Source organism: Hymenobacter sp. 5317J-9, assembly GCF_022921075.1.
In the GTDB taxonomy this organism is placed as follows: Bacteria; Bacteroidota; Bacteroidia; order Cytophagales; family Hymenobacteraceae; genus Hymenobacter.
Genome location: NZ_CP095050.1, coordinates 3820965 through 3843108, shown reverse-complemented (window position 1 = coordinate 3843108; position 22144 = coordinate 3820965). Strand labels below are relative to the sequence as shown.

The following is a 22144-nucleotide window of genomic DNA, read 5'->3' as shown; positions in this document are numbered from 1 at the left end:
GGATGGGAGGGGTGGAGGACAGGCGTACTCTATTGCTAAGCGTTGGCCAGGGCACGGTCGAGGTGCACGTAGCCGCCGTCGACGTGGATAATCTGGCCGGTGGTGTGGCTGCTGCGGGCAGAGAGCAGGAAAGCCGTGGTGTTGGCCAGCTCCTCGGCGGTGGTCATGCGGTTGCCCAGCGGGATTTTGCTGGTGATTTCGCGCAGCTTTTCCTCCGGGTTGGGCAGGGTCTTAATCCAGGTTTCGTAGGCCGGCGTCCAGCATTCGGCCACCATCACGGCGTTCACGCGGATGCCGTATTTGAGCAGCTCCACGGCCCACTCGCGGGTGAGGGCGTTGCGGCCGCCGTTGGCCGCGGCGTAGGCCGAGGTGTTGCCCTGGCCGGTTTCGGCGGTTTTGGAAGTGATGTTGACGATGGCGCCTTGCGACTTTTTCAATTCGGGCAGCGCGTGGTGGGCCATGAGGTAGTAGTGCACCACGTTGCGGTGCAGGCTCTGCATGAAGCCGGCGTAGTCGCCGGATTCCAGGCCCACGCCGTCGTTTACGCCGGCGTTGTTTACCAAGCCGTCGATGCGGCCAAACTGCGCAATGACGGCCTGCACGGCGCGGGCGCATTCTTCCGGCTCGGCCAGCTCGGCGGCCACCTGCCAGGCCCGGCCACCAGCAGCCTCAAGGGCCGCCACGGTTTGCTGGTTGTCGGCTTCGTTGCGGCCCACGATGACCGGAATGGCGCCTTCGGCCGCCAGCACGCGCGAGATGCCTTCGCCAATGCCCTTGGCCCCGCCGGTTACGATGATGACCTTATTCTGCAGCTGTAAATCCATGTTTTCAGGTAATAGGTAACAGTGAGCAGTTATCAATTAATGGGTTAGTTGATAGAAATCGGTGGCGTTGCCGCCCCAAAATCCGGCCTGCTCCGTGGGCGAAAGCCGAGCCACGTAGTCGGCCACCAGTGCGTGCATGCGGCCGTAGCCGCCGGCCACGTTGCACACCGGCCAATCGGAGCCGAACATGACGCGGCGCGGGCCGAAGGCTTCAAGCACTGCGTCGAGGTAGGGACGGAAATCGGCCGGCTGCCAGTGCTGCCAGTCGGCTTCCGTCACCATACCCGACACCTTGCAGCTCACGTTTTCGTGCGCCGCCAGGGCCCGAATGTCCCGGGCCCAATCATGAATAAGTTGGTCCTTGATGCGCGGCTTGGCCAAGTGGTCGAGCACAAAAGGTTGGTTGGGAAAAGCTGCCGCCAGCTCCGCCGCAAAGCCGAGCTGGTCGGGAAAAATCAGCACGTCGTAGGTGAATCCGTGCGCGGCCAGCGCCCCGATGCCGCGCCGAAAGTTTGGCTTCAGCATCAGGGCGCGGTCGGCCTCGCCCTGCAGCACATGGCGGAAGCCCTTCAGCTTCACAAACTGGCTGTAGTACGCCAGCCGCTCAGTCACATTCTCGGCCTGCAAATCAACCCAGCCCACCACGCCCTGGATGAAGTCGTGAGCGGCTGCATTAGCCAGCTGAAACTCGTTTTCGGCCTCGGTCTGGTCCGACTGCACCACCACGCAGCCGTCGAAGCCGTGTTGCAGCAGCAGCGGCTCCAGGTCGGCGGGTAGAAAGTCGCGCTGGATGGCCGCCATGTCGTCGGTTATCCAAGCGTCGCGCACGGGGTCGAACTGCCAGAAGTGCTGGTGGGCATCAATTCTGGCCATACGCTTTCACGGTTTGGCGCGAGGTACCCAGGCCGGTTATGCCCAGCTCCACCACGTCGCCGGGCTTGAGGTACACGGGCGGTTTCATGCCCAGGCCCACACCGGCCGGCGTGCCCGTCGAGATGATGTCGCCGGGCAACAGCGTCATAAACTGGCTGAGGTAGGAAATCAGGAAGGGAATCTTGAAAATGAGGTTGGCCGTGGTGCCGTCCTGCATCATCTGCCCGTTCACGCTCAGCCAGAGGCGCAGGTTGTCGATGTCGCCGATTTCGTCGGGCGTGGCCATGAAAGGGCCGATGGGCGCGAACGTGTCGCAGCCCTTGCCCTTGTCCCAGGTGCCGCTGCGCTCCAGCTGAAACTCCCGCTCGCTCACGTCGTTGTGCAGGGCGTAGCCGGCAATGTACTCGTGGGCGTCGGCCTCTTCTACATAGGAAGCGCGCTTGCCGATGACCACGGCCAGCTCCACTTCCCAGTCGGTTTTTACGGAGTTTTTGGGGATTACCAGGTCGTCGTTCGGGCCCACATAGGCCGTCGTCGATTTCATGAACAGCACCGGCTCGGGGGGCGGGGTGGCGCCGGTTTCGCGGGCGTGGTCGGCGTAGTTCAGCCCGATGCAGAGCAGCTTGGACGGCCGCGCCACCGGCGGGCCCAGCCGCTCATTGGCCCCAATTTGCGGGAGCTGGCCTTCGTTTTCTTTCAGGAACCGGGCCAGGCGCGTGAGGCCGTCGGTGGCGAAAAAAGCTTCGTTGTAGTCTTCACCGAAAGCCGAGGCGTCGTAGTGCTGGTCATTCAGAATGACGCCGGGCTTTTCCTGGCCGGGCTGGCCGTAGCGGATGAGTTTCATAGGGTATGTGGGTTTACGTGCTGGCGGGCGCCTCACCCCCCGGCCCCCTCTCCGAAAAGGAGAGGGGGAGCCGAGGTGGCGCGGTAAAGATGCTTCGGGGCCCGTGACGCGACGTTCCTGTAGTGTCCTGTTGCGAAGACGGGCGCCGGCGGATTGGGACCGGGCTAGGTGTTCAGCTTGATGAAGCCGCCGTCGAGCGGGTAGTCGCAGCCGGTCACGAAGCCGGCCTCGTCTGAAGCTAGGTACAGGGCCAGGGCAGCCACTTCGTCGGGCTGGCCCATGCGGCTGATGGGTTGGCTCTTCGAGAGCTTGTCGAAGATTTCGGCTTCCTGGCCGGCGTAGTTTTTGGCGATGAAGCCGTCCACGAACGGCGTGTGCACCCGGGCCGGCGAGATGCTGTTGCAGCGAATGTTGCTGCCGAGGTAGTCGCGCGCTACCGAGAGCGTCATGGCGAAGATGGCGCCCTTACTCATGGAGTAGGCCAGGCGGTCGGTGAGGCCTACGTGGGCCGCGATGGAGGCCATGTTCACGATGGCCCCGCCGCCGTGGGCCTTCATCAGCGGCACGGCGGCGAACAGGCAGTTGTAGGCGCCCTTCACGTTCACCTGGTACACGCGGTCGAAGTCGGCTTCGGAGGTGGTTTCCACGGTGCCCACGTGGGCGATGCCCGCGTTGTTCACCAACACATCGACCCGGCCAATGGCCTGGAACACGGCCACCACGGCGGCTTGCTGGCTCACGTCGGCAGCGTGTACGGCGGCCCGGCCGCCGGCCTGCTCAATCTCGGCCACCACGTCCTGGCCGGCGTCGGCGTTCAACTCAATGATGTGCACGGCGGCACCCTGGCGGGCAAACAACAACGCAATGGCCCGGCCAATGCCGCTGCCGCCGCCGGTGATGACGGCCGTTTTTCCGGATAAACTAAACATGAAGGAAAGGGGATGAAGGACGAATGCAAGCAGGCGGGCCTGCCCTCTACAAATACAACGCGCCGCCACTCCCGAAGAATGGCGGCGCGTTGGCCGGGGCCCAACCAAGTGCGGGCCGTGTGCTGGCGCTTAGCGCAGCGGGTCGAACGCCCCGCCCCAAACGCCGTTGTTCTGCTGCACTTTGGGGTTGTTGTCGATGGCCTGCTGCGGGATGGCGAAGAAGTAATACTCCGGCTTGTAGGCGATGTTGTACTTCGTGTCCACTTGCTTGGTGGCGATGGTGAAGTAGTTGGTGTAGATGTTGTCGAGGCCGCCGGGGGCCGCGGCCAGGGCATCGCGGGTCGTGGCGAAGTCGCTCGGAGCCGTGGCCGTCAGCGTGATGGTCAGGCCCAGGCGGCGCTTGCCGTTGAGCGTGCTTTCGAGCTTGCGCCAGCGGCGCAGGTCCCAAAAGCGCTTGCCCTCGAAGGCGAACTCAATCTGGCGCTCGTACAGAATGGCGTCGAACATCTGCGTGCGGCTCATGCCGGTGGTCAGGCCGTAGTTGCCGTCGGTGCCGGCCTCGATGCCGGCGCGCTTGCGGATGGCTTTCAGCTGGTCGAAGGCCGTGGTCAGGTCGTTGATGCCGCAGGCGGCTTCGGCCAGGTTCAGCAGCACTTCGGCGTAGCGAATCTCCATCCAGTCGGTGCCCACGTACACGGCCGAGCTCACGTCCACGGTGGGGTTGATGGCCTTGCGGGTGTAGAAGCTGGTGGTGCTGGCTTTGGTTTCCACCGAAGCCGTGCCCTTGTAGTAGGTCCAGAGGCGGTAGGAGGTATTGCCGTTGAGGGGCCACACGCAGCCGTTGTAGGCAATGGTCTTGTCGAAGCGCGGGTCGCGGTTTTTGTAAAATAGCTGCTGGCTGTACACGTAGCGCGTCGACTGGCCGGGGCGCTTGCCGTCGAGCATGGGGTAGGCCTGCACCATGTCCCAGGTGGGCTGGTTCGAGCCGCCGCCGGTGCCGGTGTACGAAGGCCGGGTGCCGTTGTCGTAGGTGTTGTTTTTCTTGGTCTGGTCGCCGCTTGAGGTGTTGAAGCCGGTAATCATCACCGCCTCGGGGTTGTTCACTTCCTGAAACCACATCTGGTCGTAGGAAGCGTGCAGGGCGTAGCCGTTGGCCGAGAGCGTGTTTTTGGCGGCCAGGCTGGCGTCGTAGGCAGCCTGCCAGCGGGCCACGTCGTCGCCGGGGTTGAACTGCGGGCTGGCGGCGTAGAGCAGCGCCCGGCCTTTGAAAGCTAGCGCGGCGCCCTTCGTGATGTGGCCCCAGTCGGCCGAAGCCGGCCACTTGCCGGGCAGCGCGCGGGCCGCCGAGTCCAGGTCGGCCGCGATGGCGGCGTAGGTTTCGGTGGTGGTGTTGCGGGGCAGGTAGGTGAGGTCGCGGGCTTCGGAGCCCACGCCGTTGAGCGGGCTCATCACCAGCGGCACCCCGCCGTAGAGGCGCACGAGGTCGAAATAGCGCCAGGCCCGGAAAAACTGCGCTTGCGCAATCAGGCGGTTTTTGGTGCCCGCCGGCAAGCTGCCGGCCCGCACGTCCCGGATGAACATATTAATGGTCCGGATTTTCCCGTAGTTGTTGCCCTTGTCCAGGGTGGTGCCGAAGTCCGTCACGTCGTTCGGCTGCACGGTGCCCTGCAGGTAGGCGTTGTCGGCAAACGACTCGTCGGAGAGGCCAGTGGGGTTCACGGCCGAGAAGCCGATGCCGCCCATGCCAAACCACAGCGGCAGGTTCTGGTCGTAGATGTAGTTCAGGCTCAGGTTAGCCAGGGTCGAGTCGTTGTAAATCAGGTCGCCGGGGGTGGCGCCCAGGTTTATCTTGTCCAGGGCTTTCTCGCAGCTGCCCAGGGCCAGCGCGGCGCCGGTGGCCAGGGCCAGCGCGGAGTATTTCAGAAACGATTTCATGATACCGGTGGGGTGGGAATTAGAGGCCAATGTTCAAACCAAACGACAGCGAGCGCAGGGTGGGGTAGGCGTCGTACGCCCCCGAAAACACTTTGTAGCTGTAGGGATTGTAGAAGTTGAGCGGGTTGATGGCCGTGAAGTACATGCGCACCGACGACATGCCGAAGCGGTTGGTGAGCTGCGTGGGCAGGGCGTACGACACGTTGGCGTTGCGCATGCCGGCCGACAGCGAGCTGCGGAACCAGAACGACGAAGCCAGGTCGTACGAATCCTTGTAGTAGGGGGCCGGGTAGGTGGCGTTGGTGTTGTCGGGTGTCCAGTGGTCGGCCCAGAACTCGGGACGGTTGGAGGTAGCCGTGGCCTGCTTGCGGGCCGCCGACTCCACCACCGCCTGGCCGCCCCACGAGATGCCCATGGTGGCCGAGATGGTGAGCGACTTGTAGCTGATGGTGGGGTTGAAGCCGATGCCGTAGTGGTTGTCCTTCTTGGGCGTCAGGAAGGTCTGGTCCACGTCGGTGATTTTGCCGTCGGGGGCGGTGTAGTTGCCGTTGGCGTCCTTGGGGCCGCGGATGTCTTCGTAGTACAGCATGCCCGGCTTCAGCGGCAAGCCCATCACGGTGTAGCCGGGGTGGGCGCTCAGGTAGGCGTCCACGTCTTGCTGCGTGCGCATCATGCCCAGGTACTTGTAGCCCACCACGCCCTGGTCGGTCGAGTTGCCCGTCGGGTCGTCCCACTGGCCAAGCTGGCCCTTGGGCACGTCCACCAGAATCTGCTTGTTGTCGCTATAGCTGAAGAACGTGTTGAGGCGGAACGACAGGTCCTGCGTGATTTTGTCGCCGTAGCCCACCGAGATTTCGTAGCCGAAGCCGTCGACCGACGAGTAGTTTTCCGACGGCAGCGACGCGCCAATCAGCAGCGGGGCCGAGCCCGTGAGGGACGTCAGCATGTTGTAGCGGTGGTCGTAGAAGTAATCCACGCCCAGCGAGAGGCGGCCGCCGAAGAACTGGGCGTCAAGGCCGGCGTTGTACTTGGTGTCGTCGTCCCAGCGGGCGGCGCGGTTGGCCAGCGCGTTGTTGGCGGCGAAAATGAGCGGGCGGTCAACGTTGCCGCCGAACACGGCGCCCTTACCGGTTTGCAGGGCGTAGTTGGTTTGCCAGTTGTAGGGCTTGGTGGCGTCGGAGCCTAGGAAGCCCAGCGAGCCGCGCAGCTTCAGGAAGTTAACGAAAGACACGTTGTTCTTGAAGAACGACTCTTCCGACACCACCCAGCCGGCCGAGAACGACGGAAATAGGCCCCAGCGGTACTCCGGCGCGAAGTTGGTGGAGGCGTCGTAGCGCAGCGTGGTTTCGAGCAGGTACTTGCCGGCGTAGTCGTAGTTGAAGCGGCCGGCGTACGACAGCGTCCCGGCTTCCGATTCGGTTTCGGTGGTCGTCTGGGTGCCGGTGGCGTAGTTCTGGTTGGGCAGGCCGCCGATGATGACGCCCTCGGCCATGGCGGCCACCCCGTCGATGTGGGTTTCCGACTGCTCGAAGAAGGCAATGGCCGACACGTGGTGCTGGCCAAACTGCCGGTCATACGACAGGTAGCCGTTCAGCTGGTAGCTGTCGAAGTAGTTGGGGTTCAGGCGCACCCGGTCGCCGTTGTTCAGGCTCACCACCTTGCTCACGTCGCCGCCGTAGATGTGCTTGTGGTCGCCCAGCATGTTAAACTGGTACACGTTGTACTTCGTGCCGTACTGCTTGCCAAAGGTGTTGTCCATGGTTTTGCTGTACAGCACCCGGGCCTTCAGGCCCTTCAGGAAGGGCAGCTCGTAGTCGATGTTGGCCGTCACGTTCAGGCCCGTGTTGCGGGTGGCCGTGAAGTTGTCCGACTTCTGCACCTCAAAGAAGTTGAAGGCGTCGATGGTGTTGGTGTTGCTGCTCGTCGAGAGCAGCGTGGGCAGGCCGTTCACGTAGATGGGCGCGAACTGCGGCGTGTAGAGCAAACTCTTCATGTCGTTTTCCACGTTCTCGCCCCCCTGCTTGAGGTAGTACATGCGCTTGTTCGACAAGTCGCCGCTCACCGACAAGCCGGCCTTCAGGCCGCGGGCCACCTTCACGTCGGTGCTGGCGCGGTAGGTCCACTTGTTGGAGTTGATGTTGTCGAAGTTGGCGTTCTGGTAGTTGTAGGACAGGCCCGCGAAGTAGGTCACCCGGTCCGAGCCGCCGCTCATGTTCAGGGCGTGGCGCGTCAAGATGGCGGGCTGCCAGGCCGTTTTCAGCCAGTTGGTGTTGTTGTTTTTGAAATACTCCAGCTCATCGGGCGTGTAAATCGATGCGTCCGTGGGCGCCTTGCCGGCCGCCGTGTTCAGGTCGTTGAGGTACACGGCCTGCTGGTAGCCGTTCATCATCTTGGGCAGCATGAGGGCGTCGGTGGCGCCCACCGAGCCGCTGTAGCTGAACTTGGGCGCGCCAATCTGGCCGCGCCGCGTGGTGAGCAGCACCACGCCCTGGCCGCCGCGGGCGCCGTAGATGGCGGCCGCCGCATCTTTCAGAATGGAAATCGACTCGACTTCCGACTGGTCGAGCACGTTGAAGTCGTCCTCGGTGCGCACCACGCCGTCGATGACGAACAGGGGCCGCAGCGTGCCGCCGTCCTTCGACAGGATGATGGGGTTGCGAATGGTGATGGCGCCGGCGTCGCCGGGGCGGCCCGTGCCGCCGCTCACGCCCACGCCGGGCAGCTGCCCCTGCAGCGCTGTGGACAGGCTGCCCACCGGCAGGTCCTGAATCTTTTGCATATCCACCGTGGCCACGGCCCCGGTCATGGTGGCCCGGTTTTGAGTACCGTAGCCCACCACGACTGCCTCATCCAGGGCAGTGTTATCGTCTTCGAGGCTCACTTCGAGCGAGGTGCGGCCGTTCACCGCAATTTCCTGGCTCTTAAAGCCGATGAAGCTGAAAATGAGCGTCTCGTTGCCGGTGGGCAGGTTGAAATGGAACGTGCCGTCCGGGCCCGAGCTGGTGCCCGTTTTGGTGCCCTTGATGAGCACCGTCACGCCCGGCAGCGGGTTGCCCTTCGAGTCCTTCACCAGGCCGGTGAAGCCCACGGTGATGCCTTTGGACGATTTGGTCTTGGCCGGCGGGCCAGCCACGGCGGCCTGGGCGGGGTCGGTGCCCAGCAAGGCCCCGCCCACGAGCAGCGCGCATGCCAGTCGGGTGGGTGCCCCCGCAGGCAGGGGCAGATGGGCTCGTAACGATTGGGACATAACAGTTTGGTGGGTTAAACTGAGAAAAAGGTGAGAAAACTTATTGAGCGCCGGCGGCGGCCTTGCGGGCCGCGATGCGGGCCTGCCAGTCCTTGCCGGCCTGGTTCATGTCGATGCCGGCAGCCGAGAGGTAGTTGTTGATGCGGCCTTTGTACTTGCCAAACCAGGCGTGCTTCTGCTCCGAGGTGCCGCCGTCCATGGCGTGCTCGCGGGCTTCGGTGAGCCAGGCCAGCATCTGGGCTTTTTGCTCGGCCGTGAGGCTGGGCAGCATGTCGTTGTAGGCCGTCATCGTGATGGGCAGCACGCCGTAGGTCATGCCGTCCTTCACCTGGTCAATCTGGGCCGGCGTGAGGCGGCGGCCCAGCTTCTTGAGGAACTGCGGGTGCAGCTTGTCAATAGCGGCCGTGGTTTCGGCTTCCACTTTGGCCAGCTCGGCTTTGGTGGTCTCGGTGGCCGGCTGGGCCTTGAGGGCGGCCTTGCGGGTTTTTTGCTGCTCGTAGATGTCGTTGAGGGCGCGGTACTGGTCGGCAATCACATCGCGCACCTGCACCGAGTCCTTCGCTTTCAACCCGTCAATCTTGCCCACAATCTTGGCCGCGCGCTCCGTGATGGTGCGCGTATAGGCGGCCTCTTTGGTTTCGGTGGGCGCGGGCGCCTGCGCCGAAGCGGGAAGCAGGGAAGCGGTGGAAAACAAGCCTGCCAGAAACAGGCTTCTCACTACGTTATTCATGATTGGTGGATAGCTTCAGAAGAGCAGCAAGTTATCCACGTTGCGAAAGGAGAATATGTCCGTTTTAACTAACTTATTGTACGATATTATCATGAGTATGAAGTTCTCATTAACATCGACGGTAATGCTGGTCATAAATGCCTTTTCTGCAGCGTAGAGCCATTTTTTGCTTCTTCCCTAAGGTAATTAATTACTCACTGAAATGCCCAAAACGAGCTTTAAATCGGCCAAAAAACTCACGCAATCGTTCCCGGAACTACGCAACAACTGCGTCGTTCCCGACGTAGTCGGCGGTCATTTGTCCTGTAAAGCCATGCTGCTATATAGGGGTTGAGGCGCGGCATCGGGTTGGGGGGCGGGCCGCTTGCGCCAGTAGTTGGCCAGGATGGAGCCCGAAATGTTCATCCACGGGCTGAACACCGCCGCCGGTAGGCCGACGGTGCCCAGCTTGCCCATGCTGCCGGCCAGCCCCGAGGCCATGCCGCCATTCTGCAGGCCCACTTCAAAAGCCACCGTGCGGGCCGAATTCACGTCGAGCCCAAACAGCCGGCTCAGCCAGTAGCCGAAGAAGTAGCCCGCCGCATTGTGCAGCACCGAAGCCAGAAACAGCAATAGGCCTACGCGCAGCAGGTTGTCGTGCCCCGCCGCCGTGGTCACGGCCGTGAAATAGATGATGCCGAACATAGATAAGTACGGCATGACTTCATCGATAGTAGGCAGCTTTTTCGCCACTTGATGATAGAGCACGCCCACCACCACAGCCGCCAGGAGAAAGCTGAAAATCTCCAGCACCTGCAGCGCCTCGGGGCTGGAGAAGCTATGCTCCAAAAGAGCCCACAAGCCCAGCGGCAGGGCCGCCAGCCACAGCACGCCGGCACCGGCCAGCAGGCCAACCACGCGCCGGCCCTGGGCCGAGGCCGTTTTCAAATAGTCGTGCAGCAGTGCGGCCATGATGGGCACCAGCACGATTTTGATGATTTCCATCATCATGCTCACAAACTTCACCTCAATCAGCGTGCCCGCCAGCAGCTTCAGCAATAGCGGCGTGAGAAATGGAGCCGCCAGCGTGGCCATGGCCGTGATGACGACCGACAGCACCATGCTGGCCCGCGCCAGATACACCATTACGTTAGAGGCCAGCCCGCTGGAGCAGGAGCCGATGAGGATGATGCCGGCCGCGATTTCGGGCTCGAAGTGAAAAACCTTGGTGAGCAGCAGGCCCATGAGCGGCATCACCGAAAAATGGCACAGCAGGCCAATGAGCACACCTTTGCCGGTGCTGGCCAAGCCGGAGAAGTCCCGGATGCTCATCTGAATGCCCATGCCGAACATGACGAGCTGCACCACCACCAGAATCAGCCACTTGTTGCGCAGGTCTACGCCGCCCCATTGTTTGAACGTGCCGGGGTACACCATGCCCGCCACCACGGCCACAATAATCCAAGCCGTGTATTGGTAGCTGCGCAGCGCCGGCACGGCTTTCAGGCCCAGGGCCAAGCCTACCGCAGCCAGCACCGCCGCTGGCTGCCAAAGTGCGGCATTGTGCCGGCTAATGCCCACCACCACGGCCACGCCCGCCAGACCGGCCACCACCAGACAAAGCTGAAAAAGTCGATTCATAACGGGCAAGTAGCAATGGTGAGGAATGCAGGGGTGGATTTAGGCTAATTCCGTAGCCAGGTGCTGGATAGCAATGCCGGGGCTGGCCAGAATGGGCACGCTGCGGTCGGCCGCATCCAGCGCATCCACCACCCGCGCCATGCTGGCCTGGGCCAGCACGATGACATCCACTTTCGTCACCAATTCCTTCATTGCTGCCGATACGATGGCGTCGTGGCGGGCGCCGTCGCCGCTCATCAGGGCCTCAAAGGCCCCTTCGCAGAGCACACAGGTTAGTTCGATTTCCTGGCCAGCCCGGGCCGCGCGGCGCTGCACCAGGTCGGCGGTGGGGCCCAGGGTGGTGGGCAGCGTGGCGATGACGCCGATGCGCCGGCCGGTGCGCACGGCTTGGTCGGCCATGGGCTGGTCGACGCGCAGCACGGGCACACCGGCTAGGCCCGCCGCCTGCTCCACCGCCGCGCCGATGGACGAGCAGGTGACCAGCACGTAGTCGGCCCCGCCGGCCTCGGCCGAGTTCACGTAGCCCACCACGCGCCGGGCCACGGCGGGCGTGAGCGACCCCTCGCGGTTGATGGTGCGCACCAGGCTGTCGTCAACGATGTTGAAGGTTTGCACACCGGGCAGGTATTCGGCGCACAACTGCTGGAACACGGGCACCAGCGTGGCGGAGGTGTGAACGAGAGCGAGGGTTTTCATGAGGAGTGATTGTTGGAATAAAATCAGAACGTCATGCTGAGCGCAGCCGAAGCATCTCGCGTGCAGCAGTAATCAGTGGTCAATGGCAACGAAGCGAGCGAGATGCTTCGGCTGCGCTCAGCATGACCGCCTCCTGGTGTTAGGCGTCCGGCATCCGGCCTTCGCGCAGCACGCCGAAATACTCGGGTGCACCCACCTGGCCGCCTTTGAAATTGACCTCGATGCCGTGCAGGGGCGAGCCCGGCGCGGAAGCACGGCACAGCGGCGCGCCGGGGTAGAAGGGCGCTATCATTTCTACTGCCTCGATGCCCATGGCGCGGGCGGCGTAGCTGGAGGTGTCGCCGCCGGCCACCACCACGCGCCGCACACCGGTTTGGCGCACGGCTTCGCGGGCGATGAGGCCCAGCGCGGTGCCCAGTGTTTCGGCCGGTATGCTTTGGGTGGGAGCAGTGCCGCCGTTGGTGTGAACGATGACGCTACGGCCTTCACTCAGCCACGCAATGGCGCGTTGCCAGCAAGGAGCCAATGCCTCAGTAGTGATGCTGGCTGCCGCTAGTGCTTCGGCATCCAGCATCACTTCAGCGAATCCGTTGGCTGTGGCCCGGGCCACTTGCCCGGCCGTGACGGGCGAGCAGCTGCCCGACACGACCAGCAGCGGCGCGGCCCGGCCGGGACTGGGCCATTCTACTACGGGTTGCAACGTGTCGTTTTGAGCCCACAGTTGCCCCAGCGCCATTTCGACGCCGGATGAACCCACCGAAAAAAGCGGCCCGGTTTCGGTAGCACAGCTGTCAATAGCCGCACCGATGCCCAGTAGCTGCTCTTCGTAAATCGCGTCGAAGAGGATGACTTCGGCTCCGGCCTGCACCTGAGTAGCTAACGCAGTCTGCATTTCGGCCAGCGGCCGAGTGATTTGCAGAATGTCGAGCAAGCCGATTTGGAGACTGGTTTGGCGGGCGAGGTGTAGGCGCAGGTCGCTTTCGTCGGCGGGCGTGGTGGGGTGGCGGCTCATCGACGGGTGGCGGTCGAGGCGGAAGATGCCGCCGTCGCTGCCGATGCCCAATTGGGCAAACAGGTTGCCGAAGGCGCAGTAGCGGCCCAGCGGCGGCGCGGCCACGAGCAGCGGCACAAAGACGTTGGGAAATACCGCGCGTCCGGTTTCAAGGGCCCGCCCAATGCTGCCGATAGTGGGCGACGAGTCAAATGTGGAGCACACCTTATAATGCACGTGCCGTGGCTGCAATGCCCGTAGCTTTTCAAAAGCCGGCTCCAGTACCGCCTGCATTGCATCGGGCGGCATGGCGCGGGTGAGGCCGGCCACGCCAATGGCATCTAGGTCGGGATAAGCGGCGAGCTGGGCGGCCGTGGGGGGCTCGATAAACAACGCCGTGCGCGCCCCGGCCCGGCTCAGGAATTCGAGCGCGTCGGTGCTGCCGGTGAAGTCGTCGCCGTAGTAGGCGAGGAGGATTGGCCTGCTCATTTACCCCCGAACTTTTGTACGGCCGCCGCGAATGCCGGGTGCTGCGCAGCCGTTTCAGTCAAGCTGCGGCCATCCACGGCGCCTTGCCAGGCTTGTTGCAGGGCCTGCACGCCGGCCGCCGGGCCCATGGGGTGGGCCAGGATGCCGCCGCCGGCCATGTAGAGCAAATCGGTGGTGCGGGTGCGGCGGTAGGTTTCAAACGCTTGCCCGCCCCACTGGCCCGACGACACCACCGGCAGCACCGAGTAGCCGCCCAGCAGCGGCGTCTGGCAGGCATCAATGGACGCCACCACGCTGTCGTCCGACTCCCAGAACTTGTTCTGGATGCCGTTGACGTGCAGCTGGTCGACGCCCGCCAGCCGCCACAGCTTCTGGTAGGCGCGGAAATCGATTCCTAATAAAGGATGCCGCGTGAGCATGCCCCAGCCGTTGCGGTGCCCGTGAATGGCCAGCGCCCGCTGGTCGCAGATTTTGCGGGTGCCCGCCAGCCCCACGCTATTGATGCTGACCATGGCGCAGGTGCCACCGGCGCGCACCACGTATTCATAGCGGCGCAGCATCTCATCGATTTCTCCGCTTATGTTGAAGGCGTACATCACCTTCTTGCCGGTGCGGTCGGCGTGGCGGTTGATGACGGCCATCACGGCATCGACGCGGGCCTCGAAGGGCGAGTTGGCAGCGGCCATTTGCAGCTCGTCGTCTTTCACGAAGTCAATGCCCGCTTCGGCCAGCGTCTGCACCAAGCCAGCGGTTTGCTCGGGCGTGAGGCCGATGCTGGGCTTGATGATGGTGCCAATGAGCGGCCGGCCTTGCACTCCGGTCAGCTCGCGGCAGCCCGCCACGCCAAAAGCCGGCCCGGCAAAGTGCTGCGCATACGAAGCCGGTACGTCAATGTCCATCAGCTTCAACCCCGTAAACTGCCGGATTTCGTACAGATTGCCTTGCAGCGTGGACACCAGCAGCGGCAGGTTATAGCCAAAATTCTCCACCGACCACGACACCCGCACCCGCGCCCGATGATACAGTCCGCTGCTGCTCGTGGCGCCGGGAATGGCTGGCTCGCGCACCGTCTCTAGCTCCTCTATCGACTCCACGCGGGCGGCAAAGCGCTGCTTGAGCTCCGCCGTTTCGCCGGGCACGGCCACGAACGTGCCGGACGATTGCTCGCCTGCCAGCACGGCCGCCGCGGTGGCAGGGTCAAAGGGGGTTTCGATGTAGTAGGTGGCGGTGATGCGTTCCATAGGGTGGGATGTGGCGTGGACTCTTCGAGTCCGCGCAGGGGCGTGCGGATATCGTTCTTGCGGGTGCGGACTCGCAGAGTCCACGCTACATCAGCTCTGAAAAACCGACTTCAGATAGGCGGCATTCGCGCCGAAGTTCTTCTTCACGTTGCGCGGGTCGGTGGCATCGCGCGAGCGTTCAATCACCAGCCAGCCCTCCCAGCCCATGTCGGCCAGGGTTTGCTTCACCTTGTTCATGTCGAGACGCGTGTTGTTTTGCAGCCACACGCCGTCCTCGTCGGTGGCGTGCATCTGGCAGATGCGCTTGCGGCCCAGCGTTTTCAGCTCCGCGTACAGGTCGCGGCCTTCTTTGAGCGGGTTCGAGAAGTTGAAGTAAATCTGGATGTTTTTCGAGCCGATTTCTTTCAGCAATTCCACTTCGCCTTTCGCATCCAGCGCGGTTTCGATGCCGACGATGACGCCGGCTTTCCTGGCCATTTCGCCCACCACCTTCAGCCGCTCCACGATGGCGGGACGCAACTCCGGGTTCTTGCGCAGGTCGCCCTGCGTGCCGAGGGGCAGGAAAGCCACCTTCACGTTCAGCGCCTTCATCGTGTCGAGGCAGTCCTGAATCATGCGTTGGTAGGTAGGGCGCGTGGCGAAGGATTGCGCGTAGAAGCCCGTCATGGCCAGCGAGCAGATTTCCAGGTTCAATTCCTTGGCCTTGTCGATGAACTGCTGGCGGATTTCGGGTTTGGCAAGCTGGTTGTCGAAGGTTTCGCGCTGGCCCAGGCCACCCATGTCCACCTCTACGCCGTCGGCTCCGATGTCTTTGGTGAGTTGCAGCGCACCTAGCTTTTGCCGCTTCAGAATCATGAGGTCCACCACGGCCACTTTGTAGGTCAGCTTCTTTTTGGCGGGCGCGAGGGCATTGGCCCAGCTGGGTAGGAGCAGTCCGCCGGTGAGTAGCGCGCCGGCAGAGAGAAAGTCACGACGGGAAATGGAGTGGCTCATGGCGAGTTAGCGGTAGGGGCGGGGCTCGCCCCCGCCCGTCGTTGAAGGAAATCGTTGCAGTGATGTAGGCGTCCGGGCGGGGGCGAGCCCCTACACCGTTCAGAAATTATGGGGTGGAATTGCCCGAATAATCCGTTCGGAAGGGGCGAGCCGGCAGCCCGGCTTCGGAAAACAGGTTGGGCTGGGCTACTTCATCCCAGCCAAAGCGTACGGCCGTGGGCTGTTTCACTTCCGGGGCCGACACCAGCACTTGTCGGCCTTCGATGCGCGCCTGCGCGGGCACGAACACACCATCTGGTCCGGCAATGGTGAAATCTGTCAATGCCTTGCCGTCTTTGCTAATAAGGGGTGCGGCGGTGGCAAACGAAACTGCCGCCACGTTTCCCTTTACTTTCAGACTGCGGAAAATCGGCCCCTCGGCCACTACGCCGGACATTTTGTAGCTATTGGCCAGCGCCAGCAAGGCCAGCCGCCGCCCTATTTCCCACTTAAAGCCGGGATGAATGCCGCCCTCGGTATTGGCCAGGTCAGTGGTTTCTATCATGCCCGTGTGCGGCACTTGCAGTACGGCAGCCTGCGCCTCGCGGAACAGCGGCAAGGTTTCGCGCGTCAGCACCACTTTGTCGTGGGTGTCGGAGTACTTAAACGGAGCCAGTGACACGTAATAGAACGGCATTGCAGAGTCGCCCCAGGCCGCGCGCCAGCTGCTGATGAGCGTGCGCATTTTCTGGCTGTATGTCGTGGTTTCCGCCAGAAAACAATTACTCTCGCCCTGGTACCAGAGGAAACCGCGGGCCGCCAGCGGCGCCAGCGGCTTCACCATGGTTTCCCAGAATTTGCCGGGGTCGCCGTCCACTTTCTTGCCCGCAAAGGCCGGGTCTTTGGCAAAAGCTGCTTCCGAAATCCAGGGCTCGATGCGGCTGCCGGGCACCGAAGTGGCCACCATGCCCACCGGCACGTTGAGACGCTTGTTCAGCTCTTTGGCGAAGAAATAAGCCGCCGCCGAGAACGAGCGGAGGGCTGAATCCTGTGCTATTGCCCAATCATGGTGCAGGGTGTCGGGCCTGGGCAGCGTCTTGCGGTTGACCAGAAAAATGCGGATGGCGGGGTTGTGGGCCACATTCAGCTCGTCCACCGGGTTAGGGCCGGGCACGTTGGGGCGCGTCACCTTGCTGTTTTTGCGCATGGTGTATTCCATGTTCGACTGGCCGGAGCACACCCAGACTTCGCCCACCAGTATGTCGCGCAGCCGAATGGTATTGCTGCCGCTGACGACCAGTTCGGCCGGCGTGGCTGAGGCCTTGAGTGGTTTGAGCAGCACCTGCCACTTGCCTGCCGCATCGGCCTTGGCGCTGGGGTGTTGGCCGGCAAACTGCACCGTCACGACTTCGCCCGGCGCGGCCGTCCCCCAGATGGGCACCGGCTTTTCGCGCTGCAGTACCATGTCGTGCCCGAGGATGCGCGGGAGGGTGATGGTGGCGTGGGCAGGTAATGCGGCAAATAGTGCCAGCACGATGTAGAGACGCAATATTTTGCCTCTCGTCGTTGAACGACCGGAACCGCGCCGTCCGAATTGCTCGGGCGTCATCGTTCGAACATCGTCGTTCAACGACGAGACGCAAAATATTGCGTCTCTACACTGTTCTGTTGTCATACTCATTTCTTCATCAGCCAGATAACTTCCGCGCCCGTCGCCGTGCCACTCAACGTCACCGGCTTGCCGCCCTTCACCGATTCCACCGCGCCCATCAGCTGCCCGGTTTTGGGGTTCAAATGGCGCACGGCGAACGTCCCGCTCATCCCCGACAAATCCACCTGCACCGGCGACTGGCCCTCTCGGTACAGCAACAGGCCGTTTTTGCCGTCGCTCATGGCCCATTGGTCGGCGGGTTTGCCGGGCAATTCCACCGGTTTCATGCCCGAGATGGCCGAGGCGAAACGCGCATCGGCCACGCGGGGCAGGCTGGCCATCGAGCCGCCCGCCAGCAGCACCGCCCAGCCGAAGGCATCGTAGCCATCGGCCGAGTAGAGCACCGCTTTGTCGGGGAATTGCTGGCGGTACTCGCGCACGGCCCGGTACACCTGCTCGAACGAGCTGCGCTTGGGCGGCGTGAGGCGGGCGTGCTGGCGCGGGGCCAGGTTCTGGCCGCCGGCCGGGGCATAGGCCTGGCCGTTGAACTGGTAGTGCCAGTAGTTAATGTCGATGACGTCGACCACCGAGGCCCGGGCCGGGTCAGCCAGAATGGCGTCCTGCACGTCTTTGGTGGTGCTCAGGGCGATGGTGGGGTGCTGGCCGGTTTCGGTTTCCCACTCCTTGATGGTGTCGAGCCAGAACTGCACGAAGGCCAGCGGCCCGGTGAATTCGGCCCCGATGAGGTGAATGACGCCGGTTTTGCCCTTGAAATTGTTGAGGCACTGGCGGATGTAGGCGCGGTGCAGCGGCCGGCGCGTGGCGTCAGTCACGTCGTAAAACTGCTCGGCCATGAAGATGCGCTTGTCGCCGGCGTAGGGCGGCGGCTCCGGGAAACCCGTGTTGTTCACGTTGTTTACCGGGCGCCAGGGGAAGTCGGCGTAGTGCGCGCCGGCCTCGATGATGTTATGTTGAAAATAGTGCTGATTGAGCAGCACGAGCCCCTTCTGGTCGGCCAGGTCGGCAAACTGGCGCAGGCGGCTCCAGTACCAGGTATTGTACTTGGTGAGGTCGTAGCGGCTGAGGCCGTCCCAGGCCAGGTCTTTGCCGCTGCGGGCAAAGGGCAGCTCGTAGAAAGGCGCCCACACCTCGCCGTCCATGCGGCGGATGCGTTCGTGGTCGTCGCGCCGGCGCTCGTACCACAGGCCGTAGTTGTGGTGCAGGGCCACCACGTTCTGGGCCCGCATTGAGTCGGTCATTTCCGCCAAATCATCGGTCAGCCCGCGGCCAATCTGGCCCGGCACGAAGCGCGTGATGTGCGGCTTGGGGTTGAGCAGGCCGTAGGGGCGGGCGCTGCCATTCCACCACGGCACCTCCTGGCGGCGGCCCAGCACTAGGGCGTTGCCGCGCACGAGCACGCCCTGCGCCACGTGCAGCGGGGCCGCGTAGGTGGGCGCCGGGGCCGCTTTCACCTTCAGCTTGTCGATGCTGGGGGCCAGGTTTTGGGTGGCAATAGGCTGGCGAGTGGACGCGGCTTGCACCAGCTCCAGTACGGTAGGAGCGGGGTTCACCGAGAGGCGCGTGAGCTCCTGGGCCACGGCTACTTTGGGGCTGCTGCTGGCCTCGGTGGGCACGGGCAGCAGGACGGCACGGGCCTTCACCGCGTCGCCCAGCCGCTCTTGCAACTGCGCGTAGTAGAGGCTGCGCGGGTTGATGTTTTCGTTTGATTGGTCCCAGAAGCCATTGCCGGCAAACTGCGCCCAGGTGCCAAAGGCCCAGTTCTGGGCCGTGGGCGGCTGGTAGCAATCCACGCGGGCGGCGGTACACTGCCAGAACACGCTGTTGGCCACGGCCCAGCCAGCGCCCTGCCCGTCCTGCTCACGGTTGCCGAAGCGCAGAGCCTGGCCGTATTCCTTAATAATGTCAAACAGCACGCCCGAGGCCCAGCTATCCACGCCGCCGCTGAAGCTCAGGGCCTGCTCCGCGTCACACTGCACGAAGGCATTGGGACCAGGTGCGCAGAAGCCCAAGGCAAAATCGTGGTAGCCATTCTCGGCGTACAGCCGCTGAAACAGCGTTTGCGAGCCCAGGGTATAGAAGGTGTTACGCCGCTCATTGCCGATTTCCGATACTGGCTCAGTCGAAATGCAGTCCTCTACCGTCAGGCGGCGCGTGGTGGCCTGGGCCAGCACGGCCGAGCCGGCGAAGTGCCGGAAGCTTACCTGCCGAACCCAGGCATCCTGCGCATTTTCAATGTTAATGGCTACCCAGCGGTGGTTTTCGTCTTTCGGGTTGGCGGTATCGAAGGTTGATTCCAGCCGCAGACTTTCTGCCCCGACCTGCGAAATCAGGCCCGGCCAAGTGTAGCGGGCCACGGTGCCACCGCCGTAGGTACGGTCGAGGGCCGTGGTGATGGGGGCATCTAGGGTGATGTCGTTGGCATCCACGGCCACCACTTGCCGGTCCCAGGCGAGGTCGCGCTGGCCGGGTTTCCAACCCAGCGAGGAGAGGCCGCCGCCGAAAGTTTCCATGCCTAGCTTGTGCACCCAGGCGGCCGTGCTAGGCCGCCGCACCTGCACCCGGTCGCCCACTTTGAAGGCACTGGGATTAGCTGTTTTTAACGTGCGGGCATTCACCGGTACGTATTTGTCGGTGATGGCAACGGCGGTTTCAAACCGGCGGTCATTGCGCCCGCCGATGGTTAGCAGGTGGTCGCGGCTCACGCCCGTGCCCACAACCGTGGTGCCGCCCTCGCCCATGCCGCTGCCGCGCAGTACTACGCCCGACGCCCGCACGAACAGCCGCCCGGCCACTTCATACGTGCCCTTTTCCAGCAACACCGCGCCACGCAACCCGTCCTTGCCCAGCGGCAAACCGGCCACATAGTCCAGCGCCGACTGAATGCGTGCTGTGGCATCGCCCGCCTTCACCGGCACCGTCACCTTAATGGTCGCGGTGGGAATAGCTGCTTCGCCCGCCCGGTAGCCAGCATACGAGAAGTCCGGCACCCGATTACCCAGCGAATCCGGCGCGTAGCTCAGCTTGCCATCCTTGTACTCGATGGGGCCGGGCGGCGGGGCTGGCTTGGGTGCTTTCTGCGCGGCGGCCGGGCCAGCCAGGCTGGCAAATAGTACGAGAGAAAGAAGGCGAGTGGGGTGAGGCACAGCTAAGAGGGTTTTCAAGGCAAACCGGTGGCGCGGGGCTCCGCCCCGTGCCTACTATTCGCGGGCCTCTGGCCCGCATCGCAGAACGATGGCAATAATATTCACCGTCCAACGACTGCTGGCCAGAGGCCAGCTAATAGCCGGCACAGGGCGCAGCCCCGCGCCATCAGCTATGGCTTCACCGTACTCAGCGCCACCAGGCTATTGAGGTAGTTCTCAATGTTGGCGTAGCCGTTTTTGGCAATTGCCGCTGCATCGGCGGCATTTTTGGGGTCGAAGCCGTTCTTCTTTTCGTAGTCGTCGGGCATGCCGTCCTTGTCCGAATCGGTGTAGGGCTTGCCGGCGTAGGTGGGGTAGCCGCCCACCTGCACGGGGTCGGTGATGATGCCGTTTTTGTAGGAATCAATGGGCAGGCGACGGTGCTCAAACTGCGTGGTGGGCAGCTTCACGTTCTTGAGGTAGTCGATTTTGCCGGTGCGCACCTGCTGAATCACGCGGGCGTCCACGGGGTCGCGCTTGGGCAGGGTGGCGCCGGCGTTGTCGAGCACATAGCTATAAGCCTTCTCGGCCGGAATGATGGTGATTTCCGGCATCGGCAGGGGCTTGTCCACCTTCATGTCGGCCTGGTACTTGCCGGCGTTGGGCTGCTCTTCCACCTGCACGCCGCCGTTCCAGTTGTCCTTGGTCACCTCGGGGAAGCCTTCCACAATGTTGCCGGCCACGTAGGCACGGCCGTACACCTGATATTTGAGCTTGCTGCGGCCCGATTCGGGCTTCAGAATGCGGTGGCCGATGTTGGTGTCCTTCGGCGTCTGGGGGCCGGGCTTGTAGTAGTTGTTGATGATGTTGTAGAGGGCGCGGTAGTCGCCGCCGTCGGTGGAGCGGTGCACCCAGTTAAACATCACGTTGTTGGCGAAGTTGAACACGCCGTTCCAGCCAATGGACGGGTTGCGGCCGGCGTTGTCGGCCCACAGGTTGCGCATGAAGGTGCAGTTCTCGCCGCCCAGCGTGCTGCCGAAGGCGTGGTTCCAGGTATCGAGCGCCTCCGAGAAAATAGAGTTCTGGATGGTGATGTTCACCGTGCCCAGCTTCTGCTCCGGGATGCCGGTGCTGTCGTTGTACATGTGGCGGTACATCGACATGTTCTCATCGAGCCCCCAGCTCGCCGATACGTGGTCAATCATGATGTTGCCAATCGGGTTGCCGCCGATGGAGTCGTCGCGCCGGCCCACGTTCGTCTCGCCGCGGCGGAAGCGCATGAAGCGAATCAGCACGTCGTGCGTGTTCAGCCACACCGATTCGCCGGCCACGCAAATGCCGTCGCCGGGCGCGCTCTGGCCCTCAATGGTGATGTATGGCGCCCGAATCATGAGCGGCGTTTTGAGGCGGATGATGCCGGCCACGTTGAACACCACAATGCGGGCGCCGCCCTGCTCGCAGGCTTCGCGCAGGCTGCCGGGTCCGCTGTCGGCCAGGCTGGTCACCACAATCACGCGCCCGCCACGCCCGCCAAACGTGTAGGCCCCGCCGCCCTCCGCCCCCGGAAACGCCGGGATGCTGGCCTGCGGCAAATCGATGGGCCGGGCCGCCCACGGAATGTAGGGCTTGCCTTCACGCTGCTCCTTCTGCACGATGGGGTAGGCCTTGTTCCAGGCAATTTCGGACTGCCGGTAGGCGTCCTTCATCATGGCCTCGCTGGCCTTCTGCACGTCCTGCGGAATCTTCGGATACTGGGCGTACGCCGCGTATTGCGTCGAAAAAAAGAGGCCGAGGGCGCAGAGGGAAGCAACTGGTTTGTTCATAAGCGGGGTGGGGGAGTTTGGAGTAAGCGAAATAACAGGAGAAAACACCCCGGCACCTATACCATTTTCTCGACCCTGTGTAGGATGTTAGCATTCGTTTGGCTGAAGCAAATCGCAACGCGTTTTTGCTGAGTAG

Annotated in this window: 15 protein-coding genes; all 15 read right to left on the bottom strand. The window is 63.2% G+C overall.

The window, feature by feature from the left end; genetic code table 11:
* Positions 1-35: 35 nt before the first annotated feature.
* Positions 36-824, bottom strand: coding sequence for an SDR family oxidoreductase (locus MUN81_RS16200; RefSeq protein ID WP_245112197.1), 789 nt, complete (start codon positions 822-824; stop codon positions 36-38).
* A 36-nt stretch (positions 825-860) separates the two neighbouring features.
* Positions 861-1697, bottom strand: a complete 837-nt coding sequence (locus tag MUN81_RS16195) for an amidohydrolase family protein (RefSeq protein WP_245112195.1) — start codon at positions 1695-1697, stop codon at positions 861-863.
* Positions 1684-2541 (bottom strand): fumarylacetoacetate hydrolase family protein, encoded by an 858-nt coding sequence (locus MUN81_RS16190; protein WP_245112193.1) that lies wholly within the window; start codon positions 2539-2541, stop codon positions 1684-1686. The genes MUN81_RS16195 and MUN81_RS16190 overlap by 14 nt, the downstream gene beginning before the upstream one ends.
* A gap of 164 nt (positions 2542-2705) precedes the next feature.
* Positions 2706-3470, bottom strand: a complete 765-nt coding sequence (locus MUN81_RS16185; protein WP_245112191.1) for an SDR family oxidoreductase — start codon at positions 3468-3470, stop codon at positions 2706-2708.
* A gap of 129 nt (positions 3471-3599) precedes the next feature.
* Positions 3600-5405 carry a RagB/SusD family nutrient uptake outer membrane protein gene (locus MUN81_RS16180; RefSeq protein WP_245112189.1) on the bottom strand — a complete coding sequence of 602 codons (1806 nt, stop codon included), beginning with the start codon at positions 5403-5405 and terminating at the stop codon, positions 3600-3602.
* 19 nt (positions 5406-5424) lie between these two features.
* Entirely contained in the window at positions 5425-8652 is a 3228-nt protein-coding gene (locus MUN81_RS16175; RefSeq protein ID WP_245112187.1) for a SusC/RagA family TonB-linked outer membrane protein, read from the bottom strand.
* Positions 8653-8692: 40 nt separating this feature from the next.
* The gene (locus tag MUN81_RS16170) at positions 8693-9382 is read right to left on the bottom strand and encodes a DUF3826 domain-containing protein (protein ID WP_245112186.1); all 690 of its coding nucleotides are present in this window, start codon (positions 9380-9382) and stop codon (positions 8693-8695) included.
* Between the two features lie 294 nt (positions 9383-9676).
* Positions 9677-11002 (bottom strand): bile acid:sodium symporter family protein, encoded by a 1326-nt coding sequence (locus MUN81_RS16165; protein WP_245112184.1) that lies wholly within the window; start codon positions 11000-11002, stop codon positions 9677-9679.
* Between the two features lie 39 nt (positions 11003-11041).
* Positions 11042-11698, bottom strand: a complete 657-nt coding sequence (locus MUN81_RS16160; protein ID WP_245112182.1) for an aspartate/glutamate racemase family protein — start codon at positions 11696-11698, stop codon at positions 11042-11044.
* A gap of 139 nt (positions 11699-11837) precedes the next feature.
* On the bottom strand, positions 11838-13178 hold the full coding sequence (locus MUN81_RS16155; protein ID WP_245112173.1) for a four-carbon acid sugar kinase family protein: 1341 nt from the start codon (positions 13176-13178) through the stop codon (positions 11838-11840).
* Positions 13175-14419 (bottom strand): ribulose-bisphosphate carboxylase large subunit family protein, encoded by a 1245-nt coding sequence (locus MUN81_RS16150; RefSeq protein ID WP_245112172.1) that lies wholly within the window; start codon positions 14417-14419, stop codon positions 13175-13177. The genes MUN81_RS16155 and MUN81_RS16150 overlap by 4 nt, the downstream gene beginning before the upstream one ends.
* 90 nt (positions 14420-14509) lie before the next feature.
* Positions 14510-15412, bottom strand: a complete 903-nt coding sequence (locus MUN81_RS16145; RefSeq protein ID WP_245112170.1) for a sugar phosphate isomerase/epimerase family protein — start codon at positions 15410-15412, stop codon at positions 14510-14512.
* A 106-nt stretch (positions 15413-15518) separates the two neighbouring features.
* Positions 15519-16940: a sialate O-acetylesterase gene (locus MUN81_RS16140; RefSeq protein ID WP_245112168.1), complete on the bottom strand. Its 1422-nt coding sequence runs from the start codon at positions 16938-16940 to the stop codon at positions 15519-15521.
* A gap of 128 nt (positions 16941-17068) precedes the next feature.
* Entirely contained in the window at positions 17069-20224 is a 3156-nt protein-coding gene (locus MUN81_RS16135; RefSeq protein ID WP_245112166.1) for a DUF6298 domain-containing protein, read from the bottom strand.
* A 152-nt stretch (positions 20225-20376) separates the two neighbouring features.
* The gene (locus MUN81_RS16130; RefSeq protein ID WP_245112164.1) at positions 20377-22008 is read right to left on the bottom strand and encodes a polysaccharide lyase; all 1632 of its coding nucleotides are present in this window, start codon (positions 22006-22008) and stop codon (positions 20377-20379) included.
* Between the last annotated feature and the right edge of the window lie 136 nt (positions 22009-22144).

Coding starts and splice junctions, on each gene's coding strand:
- MUN81_RS16180 (WP_245112189.1), bottom strand. CDS start 5,405: ATGAAATCGTTTCTGAAATACTCCGCGCTGGCCCTGGCCACCGGCGCC.
- MUN81_RS16185 (WP_245112191.1), bottom strand. CDS start 3,470: ATGTTTAGTTTATCCGGAAAAACGGCCGTCATCACCGGCGGCGGCAGC.
- MUN81_RS16145 (WP_245112170.1), bottom strand. CDS start 15,412: ATGAGCCACTCCATTTCCCGTCGTGACTTTCTCTCTGCCGGCGCGCTA.
- MUN81_RS16130 (WP_245112164.1), bottom strand. CDS start 22,008: ATGAACAAACCAGTTGCTTCCCTCTGCGCCCTCGGCCTCTTTTTTTCG.
- MUN81_RS16150 (WP_245112172.1), bottom strand. CDS start 14,419: ATGGAACGCATCACCGCCACCTACTACATCGAAACCCCCTTTGACCCT.
- MUN81_RS16155 (WP_245112173.1), bottom strand. CDS start 13,178: ATGAGCAGGCCAATCCTCCTCGCCTACTACGGCGACGACTTCACCGGC.
- MUN81_RS16175 (WP_245112187.1), bottom strand. CDS start 8,652: ATGTCCCAATCGTTACGAGCCCATCTGCCCCTGCCTGCGGGGGCACCC.
- MUN81_RS16200 (WP_245112197.1), bottom strand. CDS start 824: ATGGATTTACAGCTGCAGAATAAGGTCATCATCGTAACCGGCGGGGCC.
- MUN81_RS16165 (WP_245112184.1), bottom strand. CDS start 11,002: ATGAATCGACTTTTTCAGCTTTGTCTGGTGGTGGCCGGTCTGGCGGGC.
- MUN81_RS16160 (WP_245112182.1), bottom strand. CDS start 11,698: ATGAAAACCCTCGCTCTCGTTCACACCTCCGCCACGCTGGTGCCCGTG.
- MUN81_RS16170 (WP_245112186.1), bottom strand. CDS start 9,382: ATGAATAACGTAGTGAGAAGCCTGTTTCTGGCAGGCTTGTTTTCCACC.
- MUN81_RS16190 (WP_245112193.1), bottom strand. CDS start 2,541: ATGAAACTCATCCGCTACGGCCAGCCCGGCCAGGAAAAGCCCGGCGTC.
- MUN81_RS16195 (WP_245112195.1), bottom strand. CDS start 1,697: ATGGCCAGAATTGATGCCCACCAGCACTTCTGGCAGTTCGACCCCGTG.